Source organism: Paenibacillus solisilvae, assembly GCF_042656405.1.
Lineage (GTDB): Bacteria > Bacillota > Bacilli > Paenibacillales > Paenibacillaceae > Paenibacillus_Z > Paenibacillus_Z solisilvae.
This window is the reverse complement of the sequence record NZ_JBHSOW010000118.1, coordinates 1-21,510: the sequence shown is the minus strand read 5'-3', so window position 1 is coordinate 21,510 and position 21,510 is coordinate 1. Positions and strand designations below refer to the sequence as shown.

Annotated in this window: 14 protein-coding genes; 5 read left to right on the top strand and 9 right to left on the bottom strand. The window is 51.6% G+C overall.

The genetic code is table 11. The features are described 5' to 3' along the window. Nucleotides 1–406 precede the first annotated feature (406 nt). On the bottom strand, nt 407–901 hold the full coding sequence (locus ACFPYJ_RS29735) for a hypothetical protein (RefSeq protein ID WP_379191878.1): 495 nt from the start codon (nt 899–901) through the stop codon (nt 407–409). 396 nt (nt 902–1,297) lie between these two features. Between ACFPYJ_RS29735 and ACFPYJ_RS29730 the strand changes: the two genes are divergently transcribed. Continuing rightward, a complete protein-coding gene (locus tag ACFPYJ_RS29730) occupies nt 1,298–1,852 on the top strand; it encodes a Gmad2 immunoglobulin-like domain-containing protein (protein ID WP_379191877.1) in 555 nt (184 codons plus the stop codon). A 127-nt stretch (nt 1,853–1,979) separates the two neighbouring features. Here ACFPYJ_RS29730 and ACFPYJ_RS29725 read toward each other — a convergent pair whose 3' ends face one another. Beyond that, nucleotides 1,980–3,227 (bottom strand): glucose-1-phosphate adenylyltransferase, encoded by a 1,248-nt coding sequence (locus ACFPYJ_RS29725; protein ID WP_379191876.1) that lies wholly within the window; start codon nt 3,225–3,227, stop codon nt 1,980–1,982. Between the two features lie 136 nt (nt 3,228–3,363). Further along, on the bottom strand, nt 3,364–5,109 hold the full coding sequence (locus tag ACFPYJ_RS29720) for an alpha-glycosidase (RefSeq protein WP_379191875.1): 1,746 nt from the start codon (nt 5,107–5,109) through the stop codon (nt 3,364–3,366). A gap of 211 nt (nt 5,110–5,320) precedes the next feature. Between ACFPYJ_RS29720 and ACFPYJ_RS29715 the strand changes: the two genes are divergently transcribed. The 4 genes from ACFPYJ_RS29715 to ACFPYJ_RS29700 all read left to right on the top strand — a co-directional run bounded on the left by ACFPYJ_RS29715 (nt 5,321) and on the right by ACFPYJ_RS29700 (nt 12,011). Then, a complete protein-coding gene (locus ACFPYJ_RS29715; RefSeq protein ID WP_379191874.1) occupies nt 5,321–5,659 on the top strand; it encodes a YflT domain-containing protein in 339 nt (112 codons plus the stop codon). 114 nt (nt 5,660–5,773) lie between these two features. Further along, a complete protein-coding gene (locus ACFPYJ_RS29710) occupies nt 5,774–9,469 on the top strand; it encodes a response regulator (protein WP_379191873.1) in 3,696 nt (1,231 codons plus the stop codon). Next, nucleotides 9,462–10,298 carry a CheR family methyltransferase gene (locus ACFPYJ_RS29705; protein ID WP_379191879.1) on the top strand — a complete coding sequence of 279 codons (837 nt, stop codon included), beginning with the start codon at nt 9,462–9,464 and terminating at the stop codon, nt 10,296–10,298. Before ACFPYJ_RS29710 ends, ACFPYJ_RS29705 begins: the two co-directional genes overlap by 8 nt. Nucleotides 10,299–10,340: 42 nt before the next feature. Then, on the top strand, nt 10,341–12,011 hold the full coding sequence (locus ACFPYJ_RS29700) for a response regulator (RefSeq protein WP_379191872.1): 1,671 nt from the start codon (nt 10,341–10,343) through the stop codon (nt 12,009–12,011). 70 nt (nt 12,012–12,081) lie between these two features. Here the strand turns inward: ACFPYJ_RS29700 and ACFPYJ_RS29695 are convergent, their stop codons facing one another. From ACFPYJ_RS29695 to ACFPYJ_RS29670, 6 genes are all read right to left on the bottom strand, one after another. After that, nucleotides 12,082–12,885, bottom strand: coding sequence for an SDR family oxidoreductase (locus ACFPYJ_RS29695; protein WP_379191871.1), 804 nt, complete (start codon nt 12,883–12,885; stop codon nt 12,082–12,084). A 204-nt stretch (nt 12,886–13,089) separates the two neighbouring features. Further along, entirely contained in the window at nt 13,090–14,619 is a 1,530-nt protein-coding gene (locus tag ACFPYJ_RS29690; RefSeq protein ID WP_379191870.1) for an S-layer homology domain-containing protein, read from the bottom strand. A 53-nt stretch (nt 14,620–14,672) separates the two neighbouring features. Beyond that, nucleotides 14,673–18,632: a bifunctional 2',3'-cyclic-nucleotide 2'-phosphodiesterase/3'-nucleotidase gene (locus tag ACFPYJ_RS29685; protein ID WP_379191869.1), complete on the bottom strand. Its 3,960-nt coding sequence runs from the start codon at nt 18,630–18,632 to the stop codon at nt 14,673–14,675. A gap of 226 nt (nt 18,633–18,858) precedes the next feature. Further along, on the bottom strand, nt 18,859–19,254 hold the full coding sequence (locus tag ACFPYJ_RS29680) for a VOC family protein (protein WP_379191868.1): 396 nt from the start codon (nt 19,252–19,254) through the stop codon (nt 18,859–18,861). Between the two features lie 62 nt (nt 19,255–19,316). Next, nucleotides 19,317–20,057 (bottom strand): UMP kinase, encoded by a 741-nt coding sequence (gene pyrH / locus ACFPYJ_RS29675; protein ID WP_379191867.1) that lies wholly within the window; start codon nt 20,055–20,057, stop codon nt 19,317–19,319. A 206-nt stretch (nt 20,058–20,263) separates the two neighbouring features. Then, nucleotides 20,264–20,824 carry a pyridoxamine 5'-phosphate oxidase family protein gene (locus ACFPYJ_RS29670; RefSeq protein ID WP_379191866.1) on the bottom strand — a complete coding sequence of 187 codons (561 nt, stop codon included), beginning with the start codon at nt 20,822–20,824 and terminating at the stop codon, nt 20,264–20,266. Nucleotides 20,825–21,510: the final 686 nt, after the last annotated feature.

Sequence of the window (21,510 nt, the reverse complement as noted above, 5' to 3'; positions counted from 1 at the left end):
ATCGATGTATTACAAACGAGCACGTTAAGTGCCTTATGTGGGTGTCCACTTTCTTGACAGAGGTCCAATATCCAACTAAAATAGCGATTGCAGCTCGAAAAATGCCCTCACAGCTCCAAATAACTGCATAGAATACAGTATAGCTCCCTCTGCAATCAAATCGCCCTCTCTATACTGTACGAAATCCAGTTAAGATGCTGATTTGCAGCTCTATTCGAGCTACCGTAGCTTATAGCCGAGCTGGGCGAGGTTTAATAGGTGCTTTTGCTAGTTAAAAGAGGCACGGGACGGGCTTATCTAGTGTTACCGTTGAAAGATACGCGAGGTTTAATAGGAGTTTGCACTGGTTGAGCGTGCGCATGATGCCGCAATTACGCGGACCCACGCGGACCGATCCTGCATCCGCTTATATAAATAAATCCCTGATCCAGCGAATGAAATCACCAAGAATCGGTATTAGTCCAAATCCGTGATCGCCAATCGCCACTACCCCGTAGGCTGACTGGCCGATAGCTACTGCTCCGAGCGCTGTCTGACCGATACCGACTGCACCGATCGCGGTCTCACCAATACTCACAGCACCAAGCGCCAGACTTCCTATGGCAACCGCTCCTGCTGATAGTCCTTGGGATATGGCTACCGCTCCAAGTGAAAGGAATCCGCCTATTGCCACCGCACCAAATGAGAATATACCAATGGATACCGCACCGCCCGATACAACACCTACGGCAATATCACCAAGAGCAACGACACCGATTGCAACCTTCGGCTTCCCGCTTGCTCCCCCATTGGAACGAATATTAATGACAGGGAACTTCGATGAAGGCCACTGATAATCAATTTCCCTCTTGCCTTGACCATAATACCGGTTGAATCGTAACAGTCGACTCCACTCAAACATAGCTCCGAACACTCCCCATATAACTTCATTATCTGTAGTATAACGGAAAAATCCCGAGCAGGTATCGGACTTTGAAGGTAGTCCTCCTCGGTCTGCAGACGGAGATGATGGGCTTTCTCCTATAATCCATCCTCTGAATGGAATATGCCCGCATCATTCGGCCAGCATCTGATGGTATAGCTAATCATGCATCCAGCATCTGACGGCATATGCCCGTAAGAGGCATCCATCCTCAGCCAGCCTTTAACGGCGTATGCCCACATCATTCAGCCAGCATCTGACGGTATTGCGCACGTATGATTCAATTACTGCCTCTGGCGTATAATAGTAGACATAAATTCAAAGAGTAAGCACCAGCACGGTGCAAGCCAAATTTACTTGTAAAGGAGAATTCACATGCATAAATCCACTGCCGTATGGAGCTATATTACGCTCATCCTACTGGCATTATGTCTGGGCGCGTGCTCCCAAAACGACACCACCCCCAGCCAGCCGGCAGGCAGCACAGGCACCCCAAGTAACCAAGATCAGACGCCTGGCTCCAGCTCCAATGAGCCCGGTAATGAGCCCGGTGACCAGCCCGTTAATGAAGGGGATACTGGCGGGGATACACCCAAGATTGTCGCAAGCAACGACACATTTCAGATCTACCAGCCTGCACCGGACAGCATAGTGGGGCAGTCCTTTGTGGTGAAAGGGAAAGCCAGAGTGTTCGAAGCTACGCTTAACTATTCCTTCGAGGATGGTCATCAAGTGCTGGCAGAAGGGTTCACGACCGCCAGTATGGGAGCGCCGGAGTGGGGGGATTTCTCGATCACTGTCAAATTCGATAAGCCGACAAGTCCGACTGGCGTATTAACCATTTTTGAGGCAAGCGCCAAGGACGGTTCACCGATACATCAGCTCCATATCCCGCTTAAATTTGACAAGAGTCTCATCCAAGCCAAATAATAGGCCGCCCTTTCCGCATAAAAAAACGCTGACCGGTCGAGGAGGAGCTAATCTCCTCTTCTTTGGTTCAGCGGACCCATTCAGCCATTCGACTCGGTAACTTTCCCCTTCCCTGCAGCTTATTCCTTTACGAACGCACCTTCTCCTGCATGGATGAGGCTATGTCGATCTCCCAATCAGCCAATACCGATTGCGGCAGACGATCAGGCGTAACGTTGAATTGAGGCCGGGCAGCAACTTGCTCTCCAGCACCGATAACGGTAATTTCGTCATTCAGATTGCCGATGGCGGCACCTTCTCCAATTACCGCGCCCTCTCCGATAATAACCCGGTACAAGGAAACGTTATTCCCGATTCTTGCCCCTGGCATAATGATGCTTTCGCGAATATCTGCGCCCTTGCAGATCGATACATCACCGAACACGATCGAATGGTCGATATCGCCTTCTATAACGCTGCCGGAGTGGATATAAGAGCTCTGGATGGAAGCCATCGGGCATTTGTAGGATGGCGTCTTCACCGTCCGTTCCCTTGTCAGAATCGGCCATGCTTCCTTCGGATCCTGCTCCTCCGAAGCCGTCGCCACCTCCCCTTCTATCAAATCCATATGCGCTTCCCATAAGCTCTCGATTGTCCCGACATCGCGCCAGTATCCATCGAACGGATAAGCGTATAGATTCTTCTCCGAGCCAAGCATCCCAGGGATCAGGTCCGCGCCAAAATCGTGGCTGGATGCCTCATTGTTATGATCCTCGATCAGCGCAGCGCGTAAGTCAGCCCAGCAGAACAAATAGATACCCATCGAAGCCAAGTTGCTCTTGGGCCGCTTAGGCTTCTCATCGAAAGCAATGATTCGGTCGCCCTCTCCCGTGTTCATAATACCGAACCGGTTGGCCTCCTTCCATGGCACGCGCTTCACAGCAATGGTTGCCGACGCGCCGCTTGCTGCGTGATGCCGCAGCATTTCGCTGTAATCCATTTGATAGATATGATCGCCGGAGAGAATCAAAATATGCTCTGGACTCTGCGAGTCTATGTAATCGATATTCTGATAGATAGCATCGGCAGTACCGAGATATCCCTCTCCTTTGCAGCGGCTGGCAGGCAGCAGAGAAATGTTCACGGAATGTCCGCCGTCAATTGACTGCCAAGCAGCTCCATCACCGATATGATCATGAAGTGATTCCGCTTGATACTGGGTCAGGACACCAATCGAATGGATTCCCGAATGAACGCAGTTGCTCAGCGTGTAGTCAATAATTCGGCAGCGTCCTCCAAAGTGTACGGCGGGTTTCGCGATAGAAGCAGTGAGCGGCGCCAAGCGGCGGCCCTCACCTCCGGCAAGCAGCATAGCTAAGCAATCATTTGTTTTCATTCATGTTTCCTCCCGAGTTCGTCTATGTACTTGAATAATAAACGTCCTACAAATGTATGAAACCATGAAAAAAATATTCCTAAATGATGCAAAAATGCTGCTTAAGTCCCTCCAAAACTGGGTATATTACCCCATTTTATAATGCTCTTTTCAAAACCCGGTACCCAAACGGTTCAAGCCCGACAGACATCTGGCCCTCATAAGTGGGGACACGCTCGCCTGTGAGCGCATCACTCCAGTCATCGGCATCCATGGGATGTGTGAGCGTTGAAGTTTCGCCCGTATTGTTCATCCATATCGTAAAATGCTCCCCCTCGCCAAGCCGCTCATATATAATGCGGGAATCTTCGGCGTCTGCCTTCAAAAAACGGAATCGGCCGCTGCGAAGGACGGGATGCTCCTTGCGCAGATGAATCAGCAGCTTATAAAAGTCCAGCAGTTCATGATCCTGTTTCTCCTCATCCCATTCCATGCAAGCCCGGCAATCCGGATCATTCCCGCCGCTTAGTCCGACTTCATCCCCGTAGAAAATACACGGCGTTCCGATATACGTAAGGAGAAATACGACAGCCAGCTTCAAACGGACCTTATTCCCGTCCACCCGGGTAAGGACGCGCGGCGTGTCATGGCTCGAGAGCAGATTGAAGATCACCTCGCTCGTCTGCTGCGGATACCGCATGAGTAGCTGGTTGATTTGGTTGGCAAAGGTAACCCCGTCCCTGTCGCCTGAAGCGATGAAGCCCATGACGATATCGGCAAACGGGTAGTTCATGACCGAGTCAAACTGGTCGCCCTGCAGCCACATGAGCGAATCGCTCCATACCTCGCCGATGATATACGCATCCGGCTTCGTTTTCTTGACCGTATGGCGAAAATCACGCCAGAAATGGTGATCGACTTCGTTTGCTACATCGAGCCGCCAGCCGTCAATATCGACTTCCTTGATCCAATATTCAGCGACATCCAGCAGGTAGGCCTTCACTTCCGGATTCGACGTGTTCAGCTTCGGCATATTCCCATAGAACCCGAAGGTATCGTAGCTGGCTTTGCCTTCCTTAACCTCTGCGGGGAATGAACGAATATGGAACCAATCCTTATACTTCGACTTCTCCCCGTTCTTCAGCACATCCTGGAAGGGCATGAATTGTTCGCTTGCATGGTTGAATACAGCATCCAGGACAACGCGAATGCCGCGGTCGTGACAGCTCGCAACCAGCTTCTTAAGCAGCTCTGTATCACCGAGATGCGGATCGATTTTTTTATAATCGACCGTGTCGTATTTATGGTTGGACGGCGATTCGAAGATAGGCGTCATATAGATCGCGGTAATGCCAAGCTCGGACAAATAATCAAGACGGTTCAGAATGCCCTGCAGATCGCCTCCGAATATATTGTCATTGGTTGGCGGCTGCCCCCATTCCTCCGTAAATTCCGGATCGGTCTCTAGATCGCCGTTATCGAACCGGTCGGGCATGATTTGATAGAATACCGCTTCCTTTGCCCATTCCGGCGCAGTAAAAATATCAATCTCGTGGATGTACGGAAACTCGTAATAACCGCCCGGCGGCGGCGGCGGCTCGCCGAATTTACCCGATTCGGTCAAAAAAACCGTCTCATCGCCGCTGCGAAGACGGAATCCATAAGAGAAGCGTTTGTACCTCGGCTTAACCGCCGCCTCCCAATAGTCGAAATCCTCATCTGCTGCGATTTTCAGCATCGGGACATCTTCATGAAAGCCGTCCCAATCGTACTTATCACCCGTTACGGCGGTTACTTCCTCAACGTCGTCACGCTTCGTCCGGACTCTGAGATGAATGGTATCTTTATCATATGCGTATGCCCAGTTGCTTCTCGTGGTATGATGAAAGCATTCTAGAAACATGATGGCTTCACTCCTTCTATCTATCTTCCCGCCTGCGGGTACGAGACTTATTACACCAACCTTTTCTATTATGAATCGATCCGGAAGCCTTGCTTTTTCCGCGATTATCCGCATTCTTCCCTGTTTCATTCGCCCAAGCCCGTGGTAAGGACACAGTAGCCACACAGAAGCTAACTTGGCTTATCCAATATGAAATACGGAGGGATGACTTATGCAGCAACAAATTAAACCGACCGTTCAAATTGTGACAACAGCCATGGATGCCCTGCATACCGTGCGTGAATTAAACCGACAGGGGTACAAACAAGATGATATCTATGTCCTTGCCCACGACAGCGAGCAAACCAAGTCGCTTGCCGATGCATCAGAGGCCAGCTCAATCGGAGTATCTGAAGAAGGCGTATTTACTTCTTTGGCAAACGTATTCCGGTCACGGGGCGATGAAATCCGCGCCAAGCTTCAGTCCATCGGTCTTAGCGACAGCGAAGCCGAGCGGTATGAAGAGGAATTGGACCGCGGCCGTGTACTTGTTATTACGAACCTCAACTAACTTACATCTTTAATACGCGTTAAGGTCGCTGCCCGTCAAGGGCGGCGGCCTGTTCGCACGTATTCAAATAGATAAGTCAGCTGTAGAAAAAGAAATAAAGACGAGGGGCATCTGATGAAAACCAAGACGAAGCTGATTATAAGTTTTATTGTCATGATTTTTTTACTGCTTTTCATATCCTTAGCAGCTTTGAACAATTTCACGATTGTCAGCGGCAAGCTCGATGAAATCTATAAGGATCGCTATCAGAAACTTATGATCGCCTACGATCTTCGCGGTGAAGTGAACGATTTCGCCAAAGGCTTGGTCAATGTATTAACCGTTCCGACGCAAGCTACCCTAAATAAGAACGAGGAGCTTCTGACGAATACTCCCGCGCGCGCAGAGAAATTGTTCGCTCAGCTGGACGGACTCGCGGTGACGGACGCAGAGGAATCGATCATACGCGAGCTGAAGCGGGAGACCGCAGGATATCTGGCCTACGGGAGTCAGGTGGTCGATCTGATTCATGCCGGGAAAGCTTCAGAGGCGATTAACCTGCGTGAAAGAGAAGGCCTCGCTTATCAGGAGAATACAATCAATTTGATCGATGATTTGACAGCTTTCCACCGCAAGGCGATGGATACAGCGGTAGCAGAAGCTGCGGCGGCGAATCAGAATAACCGCATGATTATGATCAACACCTCCGTCATTGGCTTAGTGATCGGCTTCGGAACGATGCTGTGGAATTTGACCGGTGTAACCAGAGGCTTGAATACGCTGACCACTTTGATCGGCGGATATGCGCGAGGCACGCTTGACCGTACTTTTCGCCAGAAAACCGGCAGGATGAAGGATGAGTTTGGAGAGATAGCCAAAGCCTTCTACGCGCTGGCCGATGATCTCGATAGGAAAACGCAGATCGAGTTAACCTATAATAAAAAAATAGAAGATGAATCCTGGGTGAAATCGAATACCGCTTCACTGGCTCTTCTGCTGCAGACGGAGCAGGAGCTTGGGCAGATCAGCCAAACCTTTATCGAGCAGATGGCTCCACTTGTCGGGGCCTGCTACGCCTGCTTATATGTTCGCGAAGGATTGGGAGACGATAAAAGTCTGAAGCTTCAAGGCGCCTACGCCCCGCAGGACACCCGAATGTTTGAACAGCAATTCGTGATTGGAGAAGGACTTGTCGGTCAATGCGCGCGCAGTAAGCAAATCATTGAATTGACTGAGCTTCCTCCTTCTTATATAAAGCTTCGCTCCGGGATTGGCGAAACGGCGCCAAGCCATCTGATGCTTTTTCCTGTCTTGTATCAGAACCGGCTGCTTGCCGTCATTGAACTGGCCGGCATCCAGCCCTTCGATGAACGGCAGCGCGCTTTGCTTACTGAGCTTGCGGAGAGCTGCGGCATAACGCTTAATAACCTGTTCGGGCGGATTCGAATCGAAGAACTGCTGCGGGAGTCTCAAGCGCTCGGCGAAGAGCTGCAGGTCCAATCCGAAGAGCTTATCTCCCAGCAGGAGGAGCTGCGCAACACCAATGAGCGGCTGGAAGAACAGACCCGCGCGCTTAGAAGCTCGGAGGAGCTGCTTCAAAGCCAGCAGGAGGAGCTGGAGCAGAGCAACGAGGAGCTGCTGAAGAAGGCTCATCTGTTAGAGCTGCAGATCAAGCAGACGGAGAAGAAGAATGAGCAAATTGAGAAGACGAAGCAAGCACTCGAGAAGCAGACCGTACAGCTCGCTCTCTCTTCCAAATACAAATCCGAATTTCTGGCGAACATGTCGCATGAGCTGCGTACACCGCTGAACAGCCTGCTTATTTTGTCCCAGATGCTCAAGGATAATAAGGATGGCAATCTAACCAGCAAGCAGCTGGAATTCGCCACAACCATTCATTCATCAGGCGGGGATTTGCTCAAGCTTATTGATGAAATTCTCGATTTATCCAAAATCGGCGCCGGCAAAATGAATCTCGTAACGGAGAATGTGCCGGTCGCCGAGATGCTGGACAATTTGAAGCGCAGCTTCGCTCCGCTCGGCCAGCAGAAGGGGATTGCCTTCACGACGATGATTGAACCCGGCGTTCCGAAGGATATCTACACCGACAGCCATCGCGTGAAGCAGGTGCTGAAGAACTTATTATCGAACGCGTTCAAATTTACTCATCAAGGCGAGATCAGCGTAACGATTCGGGCTGCCGAGCATGAATTGGACCAGGATGAACTTTCAAGTATTACGGGTAAAGGCTCTGTTATTGCCTTCGATGTTCGTGATACGGGGATTGGTATTCCGGAAGATAAGCAGCAGATGATCTTCGAAGCCTTCCAGCAGGTCGATGGAACGACAAGCCGGATCTACGGCGGAACAGGGCTTGGCCTTGCGATTAGCCGCGAGCTGTCCGGACTGCTGGGCGGTACGCTGACTTTGCAGAGCACCGAGGGAGTAGGCAGCATATTCACGCTTTATCTGCCTGAGTTTTATGTAGGTGACCTCTCCGTAGCCGAAGGGGCAGAGAACACCATCGAGAACCGGGAGCCTGTTCCGAACGCGTTCAACTCCGTTACCATTCAGTCCGCGCTTCAATCCGTCTCCGCTGCCGCTGCCGAGATGAATCCGATTGCGGTCGAGGATGATCGCGAGGCCATTGGAGCTGGGGATCGCGTCGTGCTGATCATTGAGGATGACATTAATTTTGCCCGCGTATTGCTGGATATGGCGCGCTCCAGGGGCTTCAAGGGTATTGTCGCACTTCAGGGCGACCGCGGTCTGGACGATGCAAGAACCTTCCTGCCGGATGCGATACTGCTTGATATCATGCTCCCGGTCATGGACGGCTGGTCTGTGCTGCATCATCTCAAGCATGATGCGGACACGCGCCATATTCCGGTGCATGTCATCTCCGTGATGGAGGATATCCAACAAGGACTATCGATGGGGGCCATCGCTTACCTGCGGAAGCCTGCAACGAAGGAACGTCTGGATTCCTTATTCCAGCAGATCGAATCCTTCCTCGATCGTGATCTGAAGCGTCTGCTTATCGTAGAGGATGATGCGGTGCAGCGAATCAGCATTACGGAATTGATTGGACATGATGATGTTATAATCAAAGGCGTTTCCAGCGGCCGGGAGGCTCTGGAGGAGCTGAATATCCAGCATTACGACTGCATGGTGCTTGATCTTGGTCTTCCCGATATCAATGGGTTCGACCTGCTGGACAGCATACGCAAGAATGAGAATTTGCGCAGTCTGCCCATCATCATCTACACGGGCCGGGATTTGGATAAGAAAGAAGAACGCGAGCTTAAGAAATATGCCGAGACGATTATCATCAAGGATGTTAAGTCACCGGAGCGTCTGCTTGATGAAACGACCTTATTCCTGCACCGCGTGGTAGCCGATTTGCCGGAAGAGAAACGGAGCGTTCTTCGTAAGCTGCACAGCGTCGAGACGATTTTCGAGGGCAAACCGATTCTTATTGTCGATGATGACATACGAAATGTATTTGCTCTATCCAGCGCACTGGAAGGCTATAATATGCATATCCATTTTGCCGAGAACGGACGGGAATCACTGGAGATGCTGGAGAAGCATCCCGATATTCAATTGGTGTTAATGGATATGATGATGCCGGAAATGGATGGCTACGAAGCTATGCGGCGCATCCGGTCCATACCGAAGCATGAACAGCTGCCGATTATTGCGATTACAGCAAAAGCAATGAAAGAAGATCGTGAGAAATGCATTGAAGCAGGCGCATCCGACTATATTGCCAAGCCCGTCAATATCGACCAGCTCCTATCACTTATGAGGGTGTGGTTGTATAAATAGCGAGGGAACGACCGAAGAGCGGGAGCAGATCGAGATCCATCTGCTCCTTGAAGGATTCTATCAACTATACGGCTATGATTTTCGCAATTATTCCTCCTCTTCTATTCGCAGACGGATCTGGCACCGGGTTCATGCGGAACGGCTGCCTACCATTACAGCGCTGACGGAACGTTTGCTTCACGACCGCACGGTCATGAACCGGCTGCTCTCGGATCTAACGATTCATGTCACAGAGATGTTCCGGGATCCTGAGGTTTTTCGCGCTTTCCGGGAGCGTGTCGTTCCGCTGCTGCGCACCTATCCTTTTATCCGCGTTTGGCATGCGGGCTGCTCTACGGGAGAGGAAGTCTACTCGATGGCGATTTTGCTCAAGGAGGAAGGGCTCTATGAGAAATCCCGCATCTATGCGACCGACATGAACGAGCGCGTGCTTGAAACCGCCAAGGAAGGCGTATTTCCTATCGATCGAATGCAAGCTTTCACCCGGAACTATATGGAGGCTGGCGGCAAGGAAGCCTTCAGCAAATACTATACTGCCAAATATGACTCCGTGATGTTTCATGCCGAGCTTAAGGCGAACATCGTATTTGCGCAGCATAATCTGGTTACGGATACGTCTTTCAACGAATTTAATGTGATCTTTTGCCGCAATGTGATGATCTATTTCAATAAAGAGCTGCAGGACCATGTGCATGGGCTGTTCTATGGCAGCTTGAGCACCTTCGGTATTCTTGCGCTCGGTACGAAGGAATCCATTAACTTTACGCGGTATGCGGATGCTTACGAGGAAATTGACCCCTATAGCCGACTCTACCGCAAGATCAAATGATGGATGGATCGGCAAATTACTGTGGGCAGGGGATTAAACACTATGAACACATATGATGGACCGATAAATATCTTGCTTGTGGATGACCATCCTGACAATCTGCTTACGCTCGAAGCCGTACTGGGGAACGGGAACTATAATCTCGTAAAATGCCTGTCCGGGGAAGAAGCGCTCCGCTGCCTGCTTAGGGAGGAGTTCGCCGTCATTCTGCTTGATGTGCAAATGCCGGAGATGGATGGTTTCGAGACGGCCAGACTGATTAAATCACGAAAAAAAACACAGGAAGTGCCCATCATCTTCATCTCTGCAACCAGCAAGGAATCGGAGCATTTCTTCACCGGTTACGAAGCAGGTGCGATCGACTATATGCTCAAGCCGTTTGTACCGCAAATTCTGCGGACTAAGATTGACGGCTTCGTGCGGATGTACGTGAATAATAAGACCCTGCAAATGCAGCAGGAGCTGCTCCAGGACAAAACCAAAGAGCTGGAACGAATGAACCGTGATCTTCAGATTGCAAAAGAAGCGGCCGAGATTGCGGCGAAGGCGAAATCGAACTTCCTCACCATGGTCAGCCACGAAATTCGGACTCCGATGAACGGCGTGCTCGGCATGACCGGCCTGCTGCTCGAGACCGAATTGGATACGGAGCAGCGCGAGTTCGCTGAGATTATCCGCCGGAGCGGCGATGCGCTGATGTCTGTCATTAATGATATTCTTGATTATGCGAAGATCGAATCCGGCAAGCTGGAGCTTGATGACTCGCCCTTCCAGCTGGATCTGGTCGTATCCGAAACCTTCGAGCTGTTCACCGCAACATCCAGGCAAACGGATCTGGAGCTGCTCTATACGAGCGATCCCGCGATTCCGGCCATTGTACTCGGGGATGCCACCAAGCTCCGGCAAATTCTGATTAACCTGATCGGCAATGCCGTCAAGTTTACAACGGACGGTTCGATTCAAGTCATTGCGAAGCTGGCTCAAATCCGCGAAGATGAAGTAGAACTCGCATGGTCTGTTATGGATACGGGAATCGGAATACCAGAGGATAAGCTCCCCTCTCTCTTCCATCCCTTCTCCCAGATTGACTCTTCCTTGACCAGGCAGTACAACGGAACCGGTCTTGGACTTGCAATCACCAAGAATCTTGTAGAGCTGATGGGAGGCTCCATTCAAGTAGAATCTGAGGTAGGGAAGGGAACTTCCTTCCACTTTACGATTACGCTCGGACTCGTAGAGGAGCTGTCTTCGCCGGATGAACGTTATCAAGCGCCCGGTGAGGATGCCTCTTCCCCGGATCACCATCAGAGTCCACCCTCTTCCGCCAGGGTGCTGGTTGCCGATGACAACGAAATTAATCAGAGGCTTACCCTGCGCCTTCTGGAGAAGATGGGAATTTCCGCTGACATTGCGGCTAATGGCAGTGAGGCCGTATTGAGGGCGGCAAGCGGCCAATATGATTTTATTCTGATGGATATGCGCATGCCCGTCATGGATGGGCTCGAGGCCACCGAGCGGCTGCTTGCCGACGCCCCGGCCGGGCGGGCGCCCATCGTTGTCGCCATGACGGCCAATGTGCTGCCAAGCGACCGTGACCGGTGTCTGGCCGCCGGGATGGCCGACTTTATCGCCAAGCCGATTCAGTTCGACGCGGTGAAGCGGCTGCTGAACCGTTACGGAATTGAAGTGCCAAGCAAACAGCCGATCTCATAGAGAGACCGGCTGTTTGCTGTTTATAGAAGCCTTGGAATCGGCACGCAGCAGGCATGAACGTTCGGGTGGACTAGCCGCGAAGCAGCGACTCCGCTCCATCAATGTAGATTTCTGTCCCTGTCACATGATTCGACTCCTTGGAGGCAAGAAACAGAACCAGATTCGCAACCTGGGCCGGTTTGCCCGGGCCATCCTGAAGAGGCTGATCTCCCTCGGGGAACTCGACAGGAATTCTAATTTCCTCAAGCTCCGGCGTGCGGTCTGTATTCTGGTCGATATGCGTTTCGATGGCACCTGGACAGATTGCGTTCACGCGGATTCCGTACTGCGCAAGCTCCAGCGCAGCCATCTTCATAAAGGCAACCTGCCCCGACTTGGACGCGCTGTAGGCACTGAAGCCGAAGTTCGAGAACACGCGGTTGCCGTTAATCGAGCTTGTTATGATAATGCTGCCTCCCTGCTCCTTAAGAGCGGGAATTGCATATTTTACCGTCAGGAATGTCCCCTTGAGATTCGTGTCCAGTGTTTCACTCCATTCCTCCGGCTCCATATTCTCAATCGGGGTTATGGTCCCGTTAATGCCGGCGTTGGCAAACACCGTATCCAGCCGTCCCCATTTATCGAGCACCGCTCCTATCGCTCGCTGAACCTCCTCAGGCTTCGAAATATCCGCTGCAACCGCGATTGCTTCGCCGCCCCAATGCTCGATTTTCTTCTTCACCTTCTCCAGCCTGTCTTCTTCCACGTCGAGCAGCGCAACCCGCGCGCCCTCCTCAGCCAGCTTCAAGGCGGATGCCCGCCCTATACCCGCGCCCGCGCCTGTTACAAGTACAACCTGCTGGGCAGCACGCCCGTTCTCCGTTTCTATAGCCATCACGAAGCGACCTCCTCTTTATTCTCACAGCATATAAGCTCTTTCCCCTCTATACCCCTAATAAATAGATTCACAAACAGATAGCGCATAAAAATTTGCAGCACAAGGACGTAACGCCCTTCATTTTATCGATGAAATAGAAAATGAGCTGCGCCTGATTGAAAGCAAATGATTGCCTCAACCCTGCACAGCCCGTTGATGAAATTACGAATGCTGATCAAGCATATAGATCACCTTGGCTGCTTCAGCGCGAGTGGCCTGCGCTTGCGGCGCAAACCGGTTATCTGGAAGGCCGGTCATCAGACCGCTTTCCAGCACGCTGTTCACAGAGGCTCTGGCCCAGCTGCTAATGCTGCCGGCATCCTTAAAGCCGGATGGCTTCGCCGCAGCCCCGGAAGCTTGCACACGCGCCAGAAGCACCGCAAGTTCTTCTCTGGTCAGCTTCTGATCCGGAGCAAAGCTGTCCTTGCTGACCCCCGTAACGAGACCTTTCGCATAAGCAGCGGATACAGCCTCTGCATACCAGCTGCCTGCCAACACATCATGGAATGGCGCCGCACCTGCTGCCGGCTCCAATTTCAAATACCGGGCCAGCATCGTCACGAATTCCGCACGTGTCAGCTGCTTAGACGGCGAGAAGGCCGTGGGGCTGACTCCTTCAATAACGTGCTTCGCACTGAGAACTCGAACATAGGTATATGCCCAGTGGCTGGCCGGCATATCGTTGAACGTTTTGCTGGAGGTCAATGCTGCGTAAGCGCTAAAGTGGGATACGGCTGTTACGATGGAATCCCCCTGCAGGGTTCCGCCTGCGTATTCCGCTTTACCGCTGCCCGGGATGTAATAAATACCTGACAGCTGTTTATCTGCTCCAGCGGACAGCTTTAAGCTGAGTGTGACTGGCTTCACGAATTTCTCAAGCTTCGTCTCTGTCCCGCTGGCGCCTTTAACTGCCAGCGTTAACTCCAGCGCTTGTCCGGCAGATTGGATCGTTGTTCCCGCATTTCCTTGTGCAAGCGCTGAGACGGCCGACTTCAGCTCCTCGTCATCAAGCCCGCGGATATGAAGGACAATTCGGCTATCCGCCGCCTGCTCTCCTGCCGGTACAAGCTTGGCTAATTCAGCCAGCACTTCCTTGGGAAGCCGTATGGAGCCTTCCGGCAGAACGAGCAAGACATCAGCGCCTGCCAGCTCCGCAAGGTTGGCCGGGAGCTCAATCGTGCCGCCGGCTTGTCCCGCTCCAAAGTCAACACTCAGCGTGACAACTCCGTTCTGCGCTTCTGGAATATCTGCGCCGGTGAATACAACCGTTCCCGGGGCCGGAGTCCCGGTTCCCGAACCGCCTCCGCCAATGCCTCCGCCGCAGCTTCCGCAGCCTACGGAATAAACATTGAAGACCGCATTGGCCACATTCGTGCCGTTTCCGGCAGCCGCTTGATATTGCCCTGCGGCTGCACCGCCCGGCAAAGTGAAGCTGACAGCGTATTTGCCGCCGCTGACGGCAGCAATATCATAGAAGAGCACGGTCTTATCCGGTGCTATGACTTTAACAATCACTTCTGACAAACTGCTCGTTCCCCCGATAATCACCTTCATACCCGGCGTCGTATCCTGTATCCGATCGATGGTAGTCGTCGGTACGGCCGGTTCAGCCGCACTCACCAACGTAAAAGAAGTGAATGCAAGCGCAAGCAGGGTGATCAGCAGGCCGGCGAATTTATAAGGCCTATTCAATGATGGTGCACCTCTTTCTCCCGAAAATAAATTTCCGCGCGTCTATCCGCTCTTTAAGGAGCAGAAGGCAAATTCAAATTTGTAATCCGCCCCTGAATCGGTTCGATGATCGCACCATGATTGAAGGTTGCCAGAATATAGTCGTAGAAGACATCCAAATCGGTAGGACCGACTATTTGGTTCCTGCCTTCAATGAGCACCTTATAATTGTCGCCGCCGGCAGCCATAAAATTGTTCACGACAGCCGTATAGGTTGTGCCATCCTCAATCGGTGTGCCGTCTGACTTGGTCAGCACCGTAACCCGTGTCTCCTTCGGCTTGCTGAAGTCCGCTGTGTACTTTAGACCGGAAATCTGCAGCGTCTTCGTATCCGATGGAACAGCACCCCACTGCTGCTGCAGCAAGATCTTGATCTGCGCACCGGTCAGCTCCATCTTCACGAGGGCGTTGCCGAATGGCTGGATTTTGGCCAGATCCCCGAAGTTGACATCCCCTGAAGGCAGATCCGCCCGAATGCCGCCCGGGTTCATAAAGGCAAAATCCGCATCCATCGCATCCCGCATCGCATCCGCAATCAAATTGCCCAGTGAGGATTCCTTGGTGTAAGCGTCCATCCTTGTAACCGTTCCATCCGTCGTCCCGACCGGCTGAGTCAGCTCGGGGTGCAGATCCTGATAATGCTTCACGAGGGCGGCTATTTCCGCATCCGGTGTAACCCCGTCCTGCTTCACATCCACGATTCTCGCTTGTTTACCGATCACGTCGCCTGTCTTCGGATCGATTGCAAGATCCACATCGGCATAAGCGGTACCGTACGAATAGGCTTCGACGATGAGCTTATTGTCTACGGTGACGTTCACCTTCGCATGGTTATCCCCTGCAAAGATAACATCCACCTCGTCATCGATCGCATTCGCCAGATCTACAGCTTCTCCGTAAGGCAGCCCTGTCGTCCGATCTACGCTGGCAGGATCATGGGCAAGGACGACAATCGTTTTGACGCCTTGCGCTTTCAGCTCGGCAGCAGCCGCATTAACAGCCGGCGCCTGATCAATGAACTTCACGCCAGCAAGCGCGGATGGGGATACCTTGCTCGGCGTCGCATTCGTTGCCAAGCCGATAAACCCTACCTTTACGCCGCCGATTTCTTTTACCGTATATGGAGGCAGAATGTTCTTATATACGGAATCCGTCACGGTTGTTTGATCATAGGCGTAAGTCGCCGAGACGACATTGGCATTAATGATCGGGAAGCTGGATTTGTTGTGTACAATGGAAGGCTTAATTGGATCCGGTCCGCCCTTCACCTGCGCGAGCAAAGCGGGAACGCCTTGATCAAACTCATGGTTGCCAAGCGTCCCTACATCAAAGTGAAGCAGGTTTAAGAATTCTAGTGTAGGCTTGTCCCGCTCCAGTGAAGATACCGGCGCGCTCGCACCGACCGAATCTCCGGCGTGGACAAGAAGCGTGTTCGGATTAGCCGCCCGCTCCTGCTTCAAGTAAGCTGCCAAATACGCCGCTCCGCCCACATTGCCTGCCCCGAAATTCGAGGTTGTATCGAGCTGGCCATGAAAATCGTTAATCCCTAGAATCTGCACATTCACCGGTGCGTTAGGGTCGGTTGTGCCATGCAGATCAATGGAATAGATTCCAAAGCCCTTATCGTTTGTCTTGTCCAAATAGTTGATGTTGGAGCTCTCCGTCAGCATGCCGGCACCCGCAGGCGAGGAAGTGAACGTAACGTTCGCATTGCCTTGAATCGGAGCGATCGACCAGTTGTTATCCGCAGTTGGATTTATGGTCTTCTGCTCCATGATGTAGTTCATCAGCACCTGACGGTTCTCATCCGGCGAATCGACGACCAGCTCCGAGCCCTTGACTCCTGGGAAGTTGCCGCCTCCGCCTGCACGGTAATTATTCGTCACGACGATGAAATCCTGATTCAGGTCGATAGGTGCGCCATTGTAAGTCAAATTGATGATACGGCTGGCGTCGGCATGAATCAGCTTGCCGCTCTCATCATATTTGGACGGCTTTGTCACATCGATCTGGTACTGCACACCATCGATAACATCAAAATTATAAACAGCGAACTTCGGATTCAGAAGCGACTGCTCCTCTGCAGCGGCAGGGTTAATTTGATTAAACGCCCCTGCGGACATTTCCAGCCACTCCTTGACGACCGATCCTTTGATCTTGACCGCCTTAAGCGTGTTGTCATAGAGGTAGAGGTCGCTTGCGCTCTTAATGGCGATCGGACCTGTCTTAATGTCCGTATATTCTGTCGGGCCATTGCGCCCTGCTTTGAACGGAGCGCCTACAGACAGGATCGGCAGATCCTTATAAGCCGGCAGGTTCTTATTCACATAATCCTGAACGTACCACTTCTGGGCTGTCGTTACGATTTGAACGGAAGGATCATCCTTAACAAGTGCAAAATAACTATAAATCGGTGACTCCGTCTGTCCGATCGGCTCATTGGCATAATCGATTGTCGCTTTATGCTCGGCTTGAACAGCGGCTGCAATGGTTGGATCCGCATCTACGAGCGATTTCTTATTCACCGTGTCATAGATCGCTTTAGTGGCGGACTGCGAGTTAACGACCTTCCATTTGCCGCTATCCTTCGTAAGCGTGAGGTCGATAATGCCCAGATTCGCTCCGCCGAAGCCCGCTTGCACGGCAGCTACGCCATTAATCGTGCCTTTGTCATTGTCGACGCCCGGCAGCGGTTTGCCCTCCGAGTCTTTGAACAACGCATCCAGCGCGGTGACATTTGCCGCCGGGAATACCTTATGCGTATGCGAGAATGTGATGGCGTCGATGCCCGGCACTTCGCTAAGCGGCAGAACTGCATTCTCAGCAAGTGTATCCGCTTCTGCGCTGCCATCGAAGCCGCTGTGCGTAAGGGCAATGATGATGTCCGCTCCATCGGCTTTCATAAGAGGCACCATCTTAGCGGCGGTTGCGGCGATATCTTTCGTAATGACTTTTCCTGCGAGGTTGTCTTTATCCCACGTCGTAATTTGCGGTGCCACAAGGCCGAGCACGCCGATCTTAACCGTTTGTTCCCTGCCCTGCTCATCCTTAAAATTACGGCTCAAAATCTTATAAGGCGTATATTTGTTCTTGTCATTGTCCGGGTTGCTGTCATGATCGTCCACATAAACATTGGCGTTCACGTACGGGAAGCCCGCGCCGGCAAGCGTTTTATCCAGAAAATCAAGACCATAGTTGAATTCATGATTGCCAAGCGTAGCCGCATCATAGCCCATCAAATTCATCGCTTTGTACACCGGATGAACGGCACCTGCTGCTTCAAGCTTATTGATTTTGGCCATATACGTACCAAGCGGCGTACCCTGAATCAGGTCCCCATTATCGAACAGCAGGGCATTCTTCGCTTCAGCGCGCGCTTGCTTGACGAGCGCCGCCGTCTTCACAAGCCCGACTGTATCGACCTGCTTGTCCTGATAATAATCATAATTCATCAAATTCGTATGGACATCTGTGGTTTCCATGATGCGAAGCTTGAGAAGATTCGAGGAGGAAATGGTGAGAGGATCAGCCAGGCTTGTACCGACATCTGTTAATTTACCGCTGTAGCTGTCGACGACGAACACTTTAACCGAAGCGTCGCTGCCCGCCGTATTGAAATGCGCGGTTATTTTTCTCTTCGACGTAATGTCTTCTTGAATGGCGACGATGCCTGATGGGGTCGTTCCGTTCATGAGCTCGAATATAACCGTTTCTTGCCCGTCATGTGTGCCTACAGGGGTAACCTCAACACTGGCTGCAATTCCGCTATCCGTGTCCAGGACCGGACTGCTGATGACAAAGGGATGCGCCGGAACAGGTTCGGCGGCTAACGTCTGTACTTGAGTGACCTTGGAGCTTTGCTTTGCGGATTCCTCCGCATGCACAATGCCAGTCACAAGCTGGGCTGATACGAGGGAAACGGCCAGTGACGAAGCGGCGAGTTTACGGACACTCGCGGTAACTTTCGACTTCATTTTCCACACTCCACCTTTCATATCCAGTTCCAGGTTATTGTACCAGTTGCTGCATTGAGGGTGTTTAAAGATTGCTCTAAGGTTTCGTTAAGGAATTGTCGTAATTTGTGGAATCCATGCCTCTTCCTGCTGCTGCAAAAACGAAAAAACCGCACACGGCAAGGGATCTTCTCCCTAGTTCCATGCGCAGCTTCCATATAGAGAATAACCGCCGTTCATTTCAAAATTAATTGCTTACTTCCGTCGCGATTTGCCAGGTAACGCCAAATTTATCTTCCAACCGGCCGAACAGGCTTCCCCAGAACATCCGCTCGAACTTCATGATGACTTTGCCGCCTGCAGCCAGCTTCTCGAACGCTTGCGCCGCTTCGTGATCCGAAGCAAACTCCAGCGTTAAGTCAAGACCGCTGCCCCGCTGAATGGAGTTAGAATCAGCCAGATAGAACTGGATACCCGCAGCCTGCATAATGAGATGCATGACGCGGTCTTTGATTCCCTCCTCTGCACCCGGCATATCGCCGAAGGTCTGCACACTCACAATTTCGCCGCCGAGCGCATCCACATAGAATGCTGCTTGTTCCCGCGCATTGCCGCTATAAATATAAGGCCGTATTTTTGCCATTTCCTCTTCAACGCTCCTTCAGCTGAATGCTGCTCCCGCTAATTATTCCCCAGCCGCGTCTCTTACACACCCGCAACAGCTAGAACGGAATCATTGCTGATCATCGTACCGACGTTGCTTCCCTCGCAGATCGCTTTCATCGAGCCGGGCGTATCAAAGTTAAAGACATGAATAGGCAGATGATAATCCCGCGCCAGGATAAAAGCGGACTGGTCCATCACCTTGAGGTTGCGCTGGAGCACATCATCATAATGGAGAGAGTCGTATTTGACCACATCCGCGCGATGTTTGGGATCGCCGCTCAATACGCCGTCTACCCCTTGCTTGGCAACCAGCAGAGCTTGGCTGTTCACCTCAATGGCGCGCTGTGCGGATGGATAATCTGTCGTTACGTAGGGTTGTCCATTACCGCCTGCAAAAATAACGATGTACCCCTTCTCCAAATGGTGAATTGCCCGCAGCCGGATATAAGGTTCTGCAACTGAGGATATCGGAATCGCACTCATGACACGGATTTCCTTATCGGTCTTCGACTTCAGAACGCCCCGCAGCATCAAGCTGTTCACAACTGTAGCAAGTGTCCCGATATTATCGGCTTCAGCTCGCTCAATGCCCCAATTCTCCGCCAAATTGCCGCGAAAAATATTACCGCCGCCAATAACAATCGACACCTCCACGCCCATGTTGACGACTGTCATCATCTCGTTGGCAATATAGTTGAGCCGTTCCGGATCAAACCCGATCTCTCCTTGCCCTGCTACTGCGCCGCCGCTTAACTTGATGAGTACCCGCTTATACCTCATATCCTTCCACCTCCATGAGAAATAAAAAAACACCAAAAGCCAAGGCTTTGGTGTTCAGGGCAATGAGAAAATGAGAACAGAAGTTGTCTTTCGCTCGTGAACCGGCAGCTTTCTCATGTCCCATTCCCCTTTCATTAATAAAGTCACCAAGATTTTATCAGAAAAGAGAGGCGGCCGCAAAATAAAAATTTTTGCTAAATTTCATTTCACGCGTTAGATCGCTCGCCAATCGGAGTACGCCGACCATCAAGACTTGTCGTATTTTTCTCCTCACGGTATTCAATAAGGCCGTCTTCCCCCTTATGAATCGCCCACTTCTCCAGCGTATCCCGCTCGCCCGCATAGGACAGGAAAGGCACGCTGTAGCCGCAGGAGGTTTGCACCAGATGAATGTCCGCGGCGATGATTTGCCTGGCTCCCGGCAGGAGCTCGAAATGCGCAGCCGTCTTCTCCCATTCCGGTGATTCCGGCAGAATAACCTTCCCGGTCCCATAGAGACGCAGAATCATCGGCGCCCCTTCCAAGGCGACAAACATGAATGTAATTCTGCCGTTCTCCGCGAGATGGGTGCTCGTCTCATTGCCGCTGCCGGTTAAATCCAAGTAAGCGACCTCAGTAGGCGAGAATACGCGAAGCGAGTCATATCCCTTGGGTGAGATGTTGACATGTCCGTCTTTGGCCGTCGGGGCGGATCCGACGAAGAATAGATGCTGCTTGCGGATGAAGGCCTCATGCTCGGGCAGCAGGGCTGGAAATCTTTTTCCCATATCCATCTCTCCTTGATTGCTATCGATTCGCATGGATAGCCCTATGGATAGCGATAGCGTTATTGTATGAGCCACTGCTGCTGTACCTCATCATTACGAATAAAACCATGTAAATCGTCCTAAGTCACGTCCGAGTTTTCTTTGGCCTGTCACCTCTTTCAGGCACGGCCAATGGCGATTGGCGGCCGGTAAGGCTTTGAGCCGATACAACGCAGTGAACATTGGATTCATCTTGAACAAGAGTATAAACCATCAAGAGCTATTCTGGAAACCATAACCAAGACTTTTGGACAGTCCTTCCATACGCTGATGCGGCTTAAATTGCAATGAAAGTACCTCTACGCTGGCAACCACGGCATACATAGCAATGAAAGTACCTCTACGCTGGCAACCAGCTTCCTCGGAGCAAGCAGGCGCTCGAGCTTGGCCGAACGCTGATCCTATACTGGATATATACAGCTGTTTAGCGCTTTGATAATGCAATATGAGTGCTAAACTGGATATTTCCACTTAAATCACCCCAAATTCATCTCCATATGGCCCTTATGATTAATTTAACTGTACGGGATCCAGTATAGCTCGACCGATGAGCCCAATTCGCTTTCTATAACTGTATGATTGGACCTCTGTCAAGAAAGTGGACACCCACATAAGGCACTTAACGTGCTCGTTTGTAATACATCGAT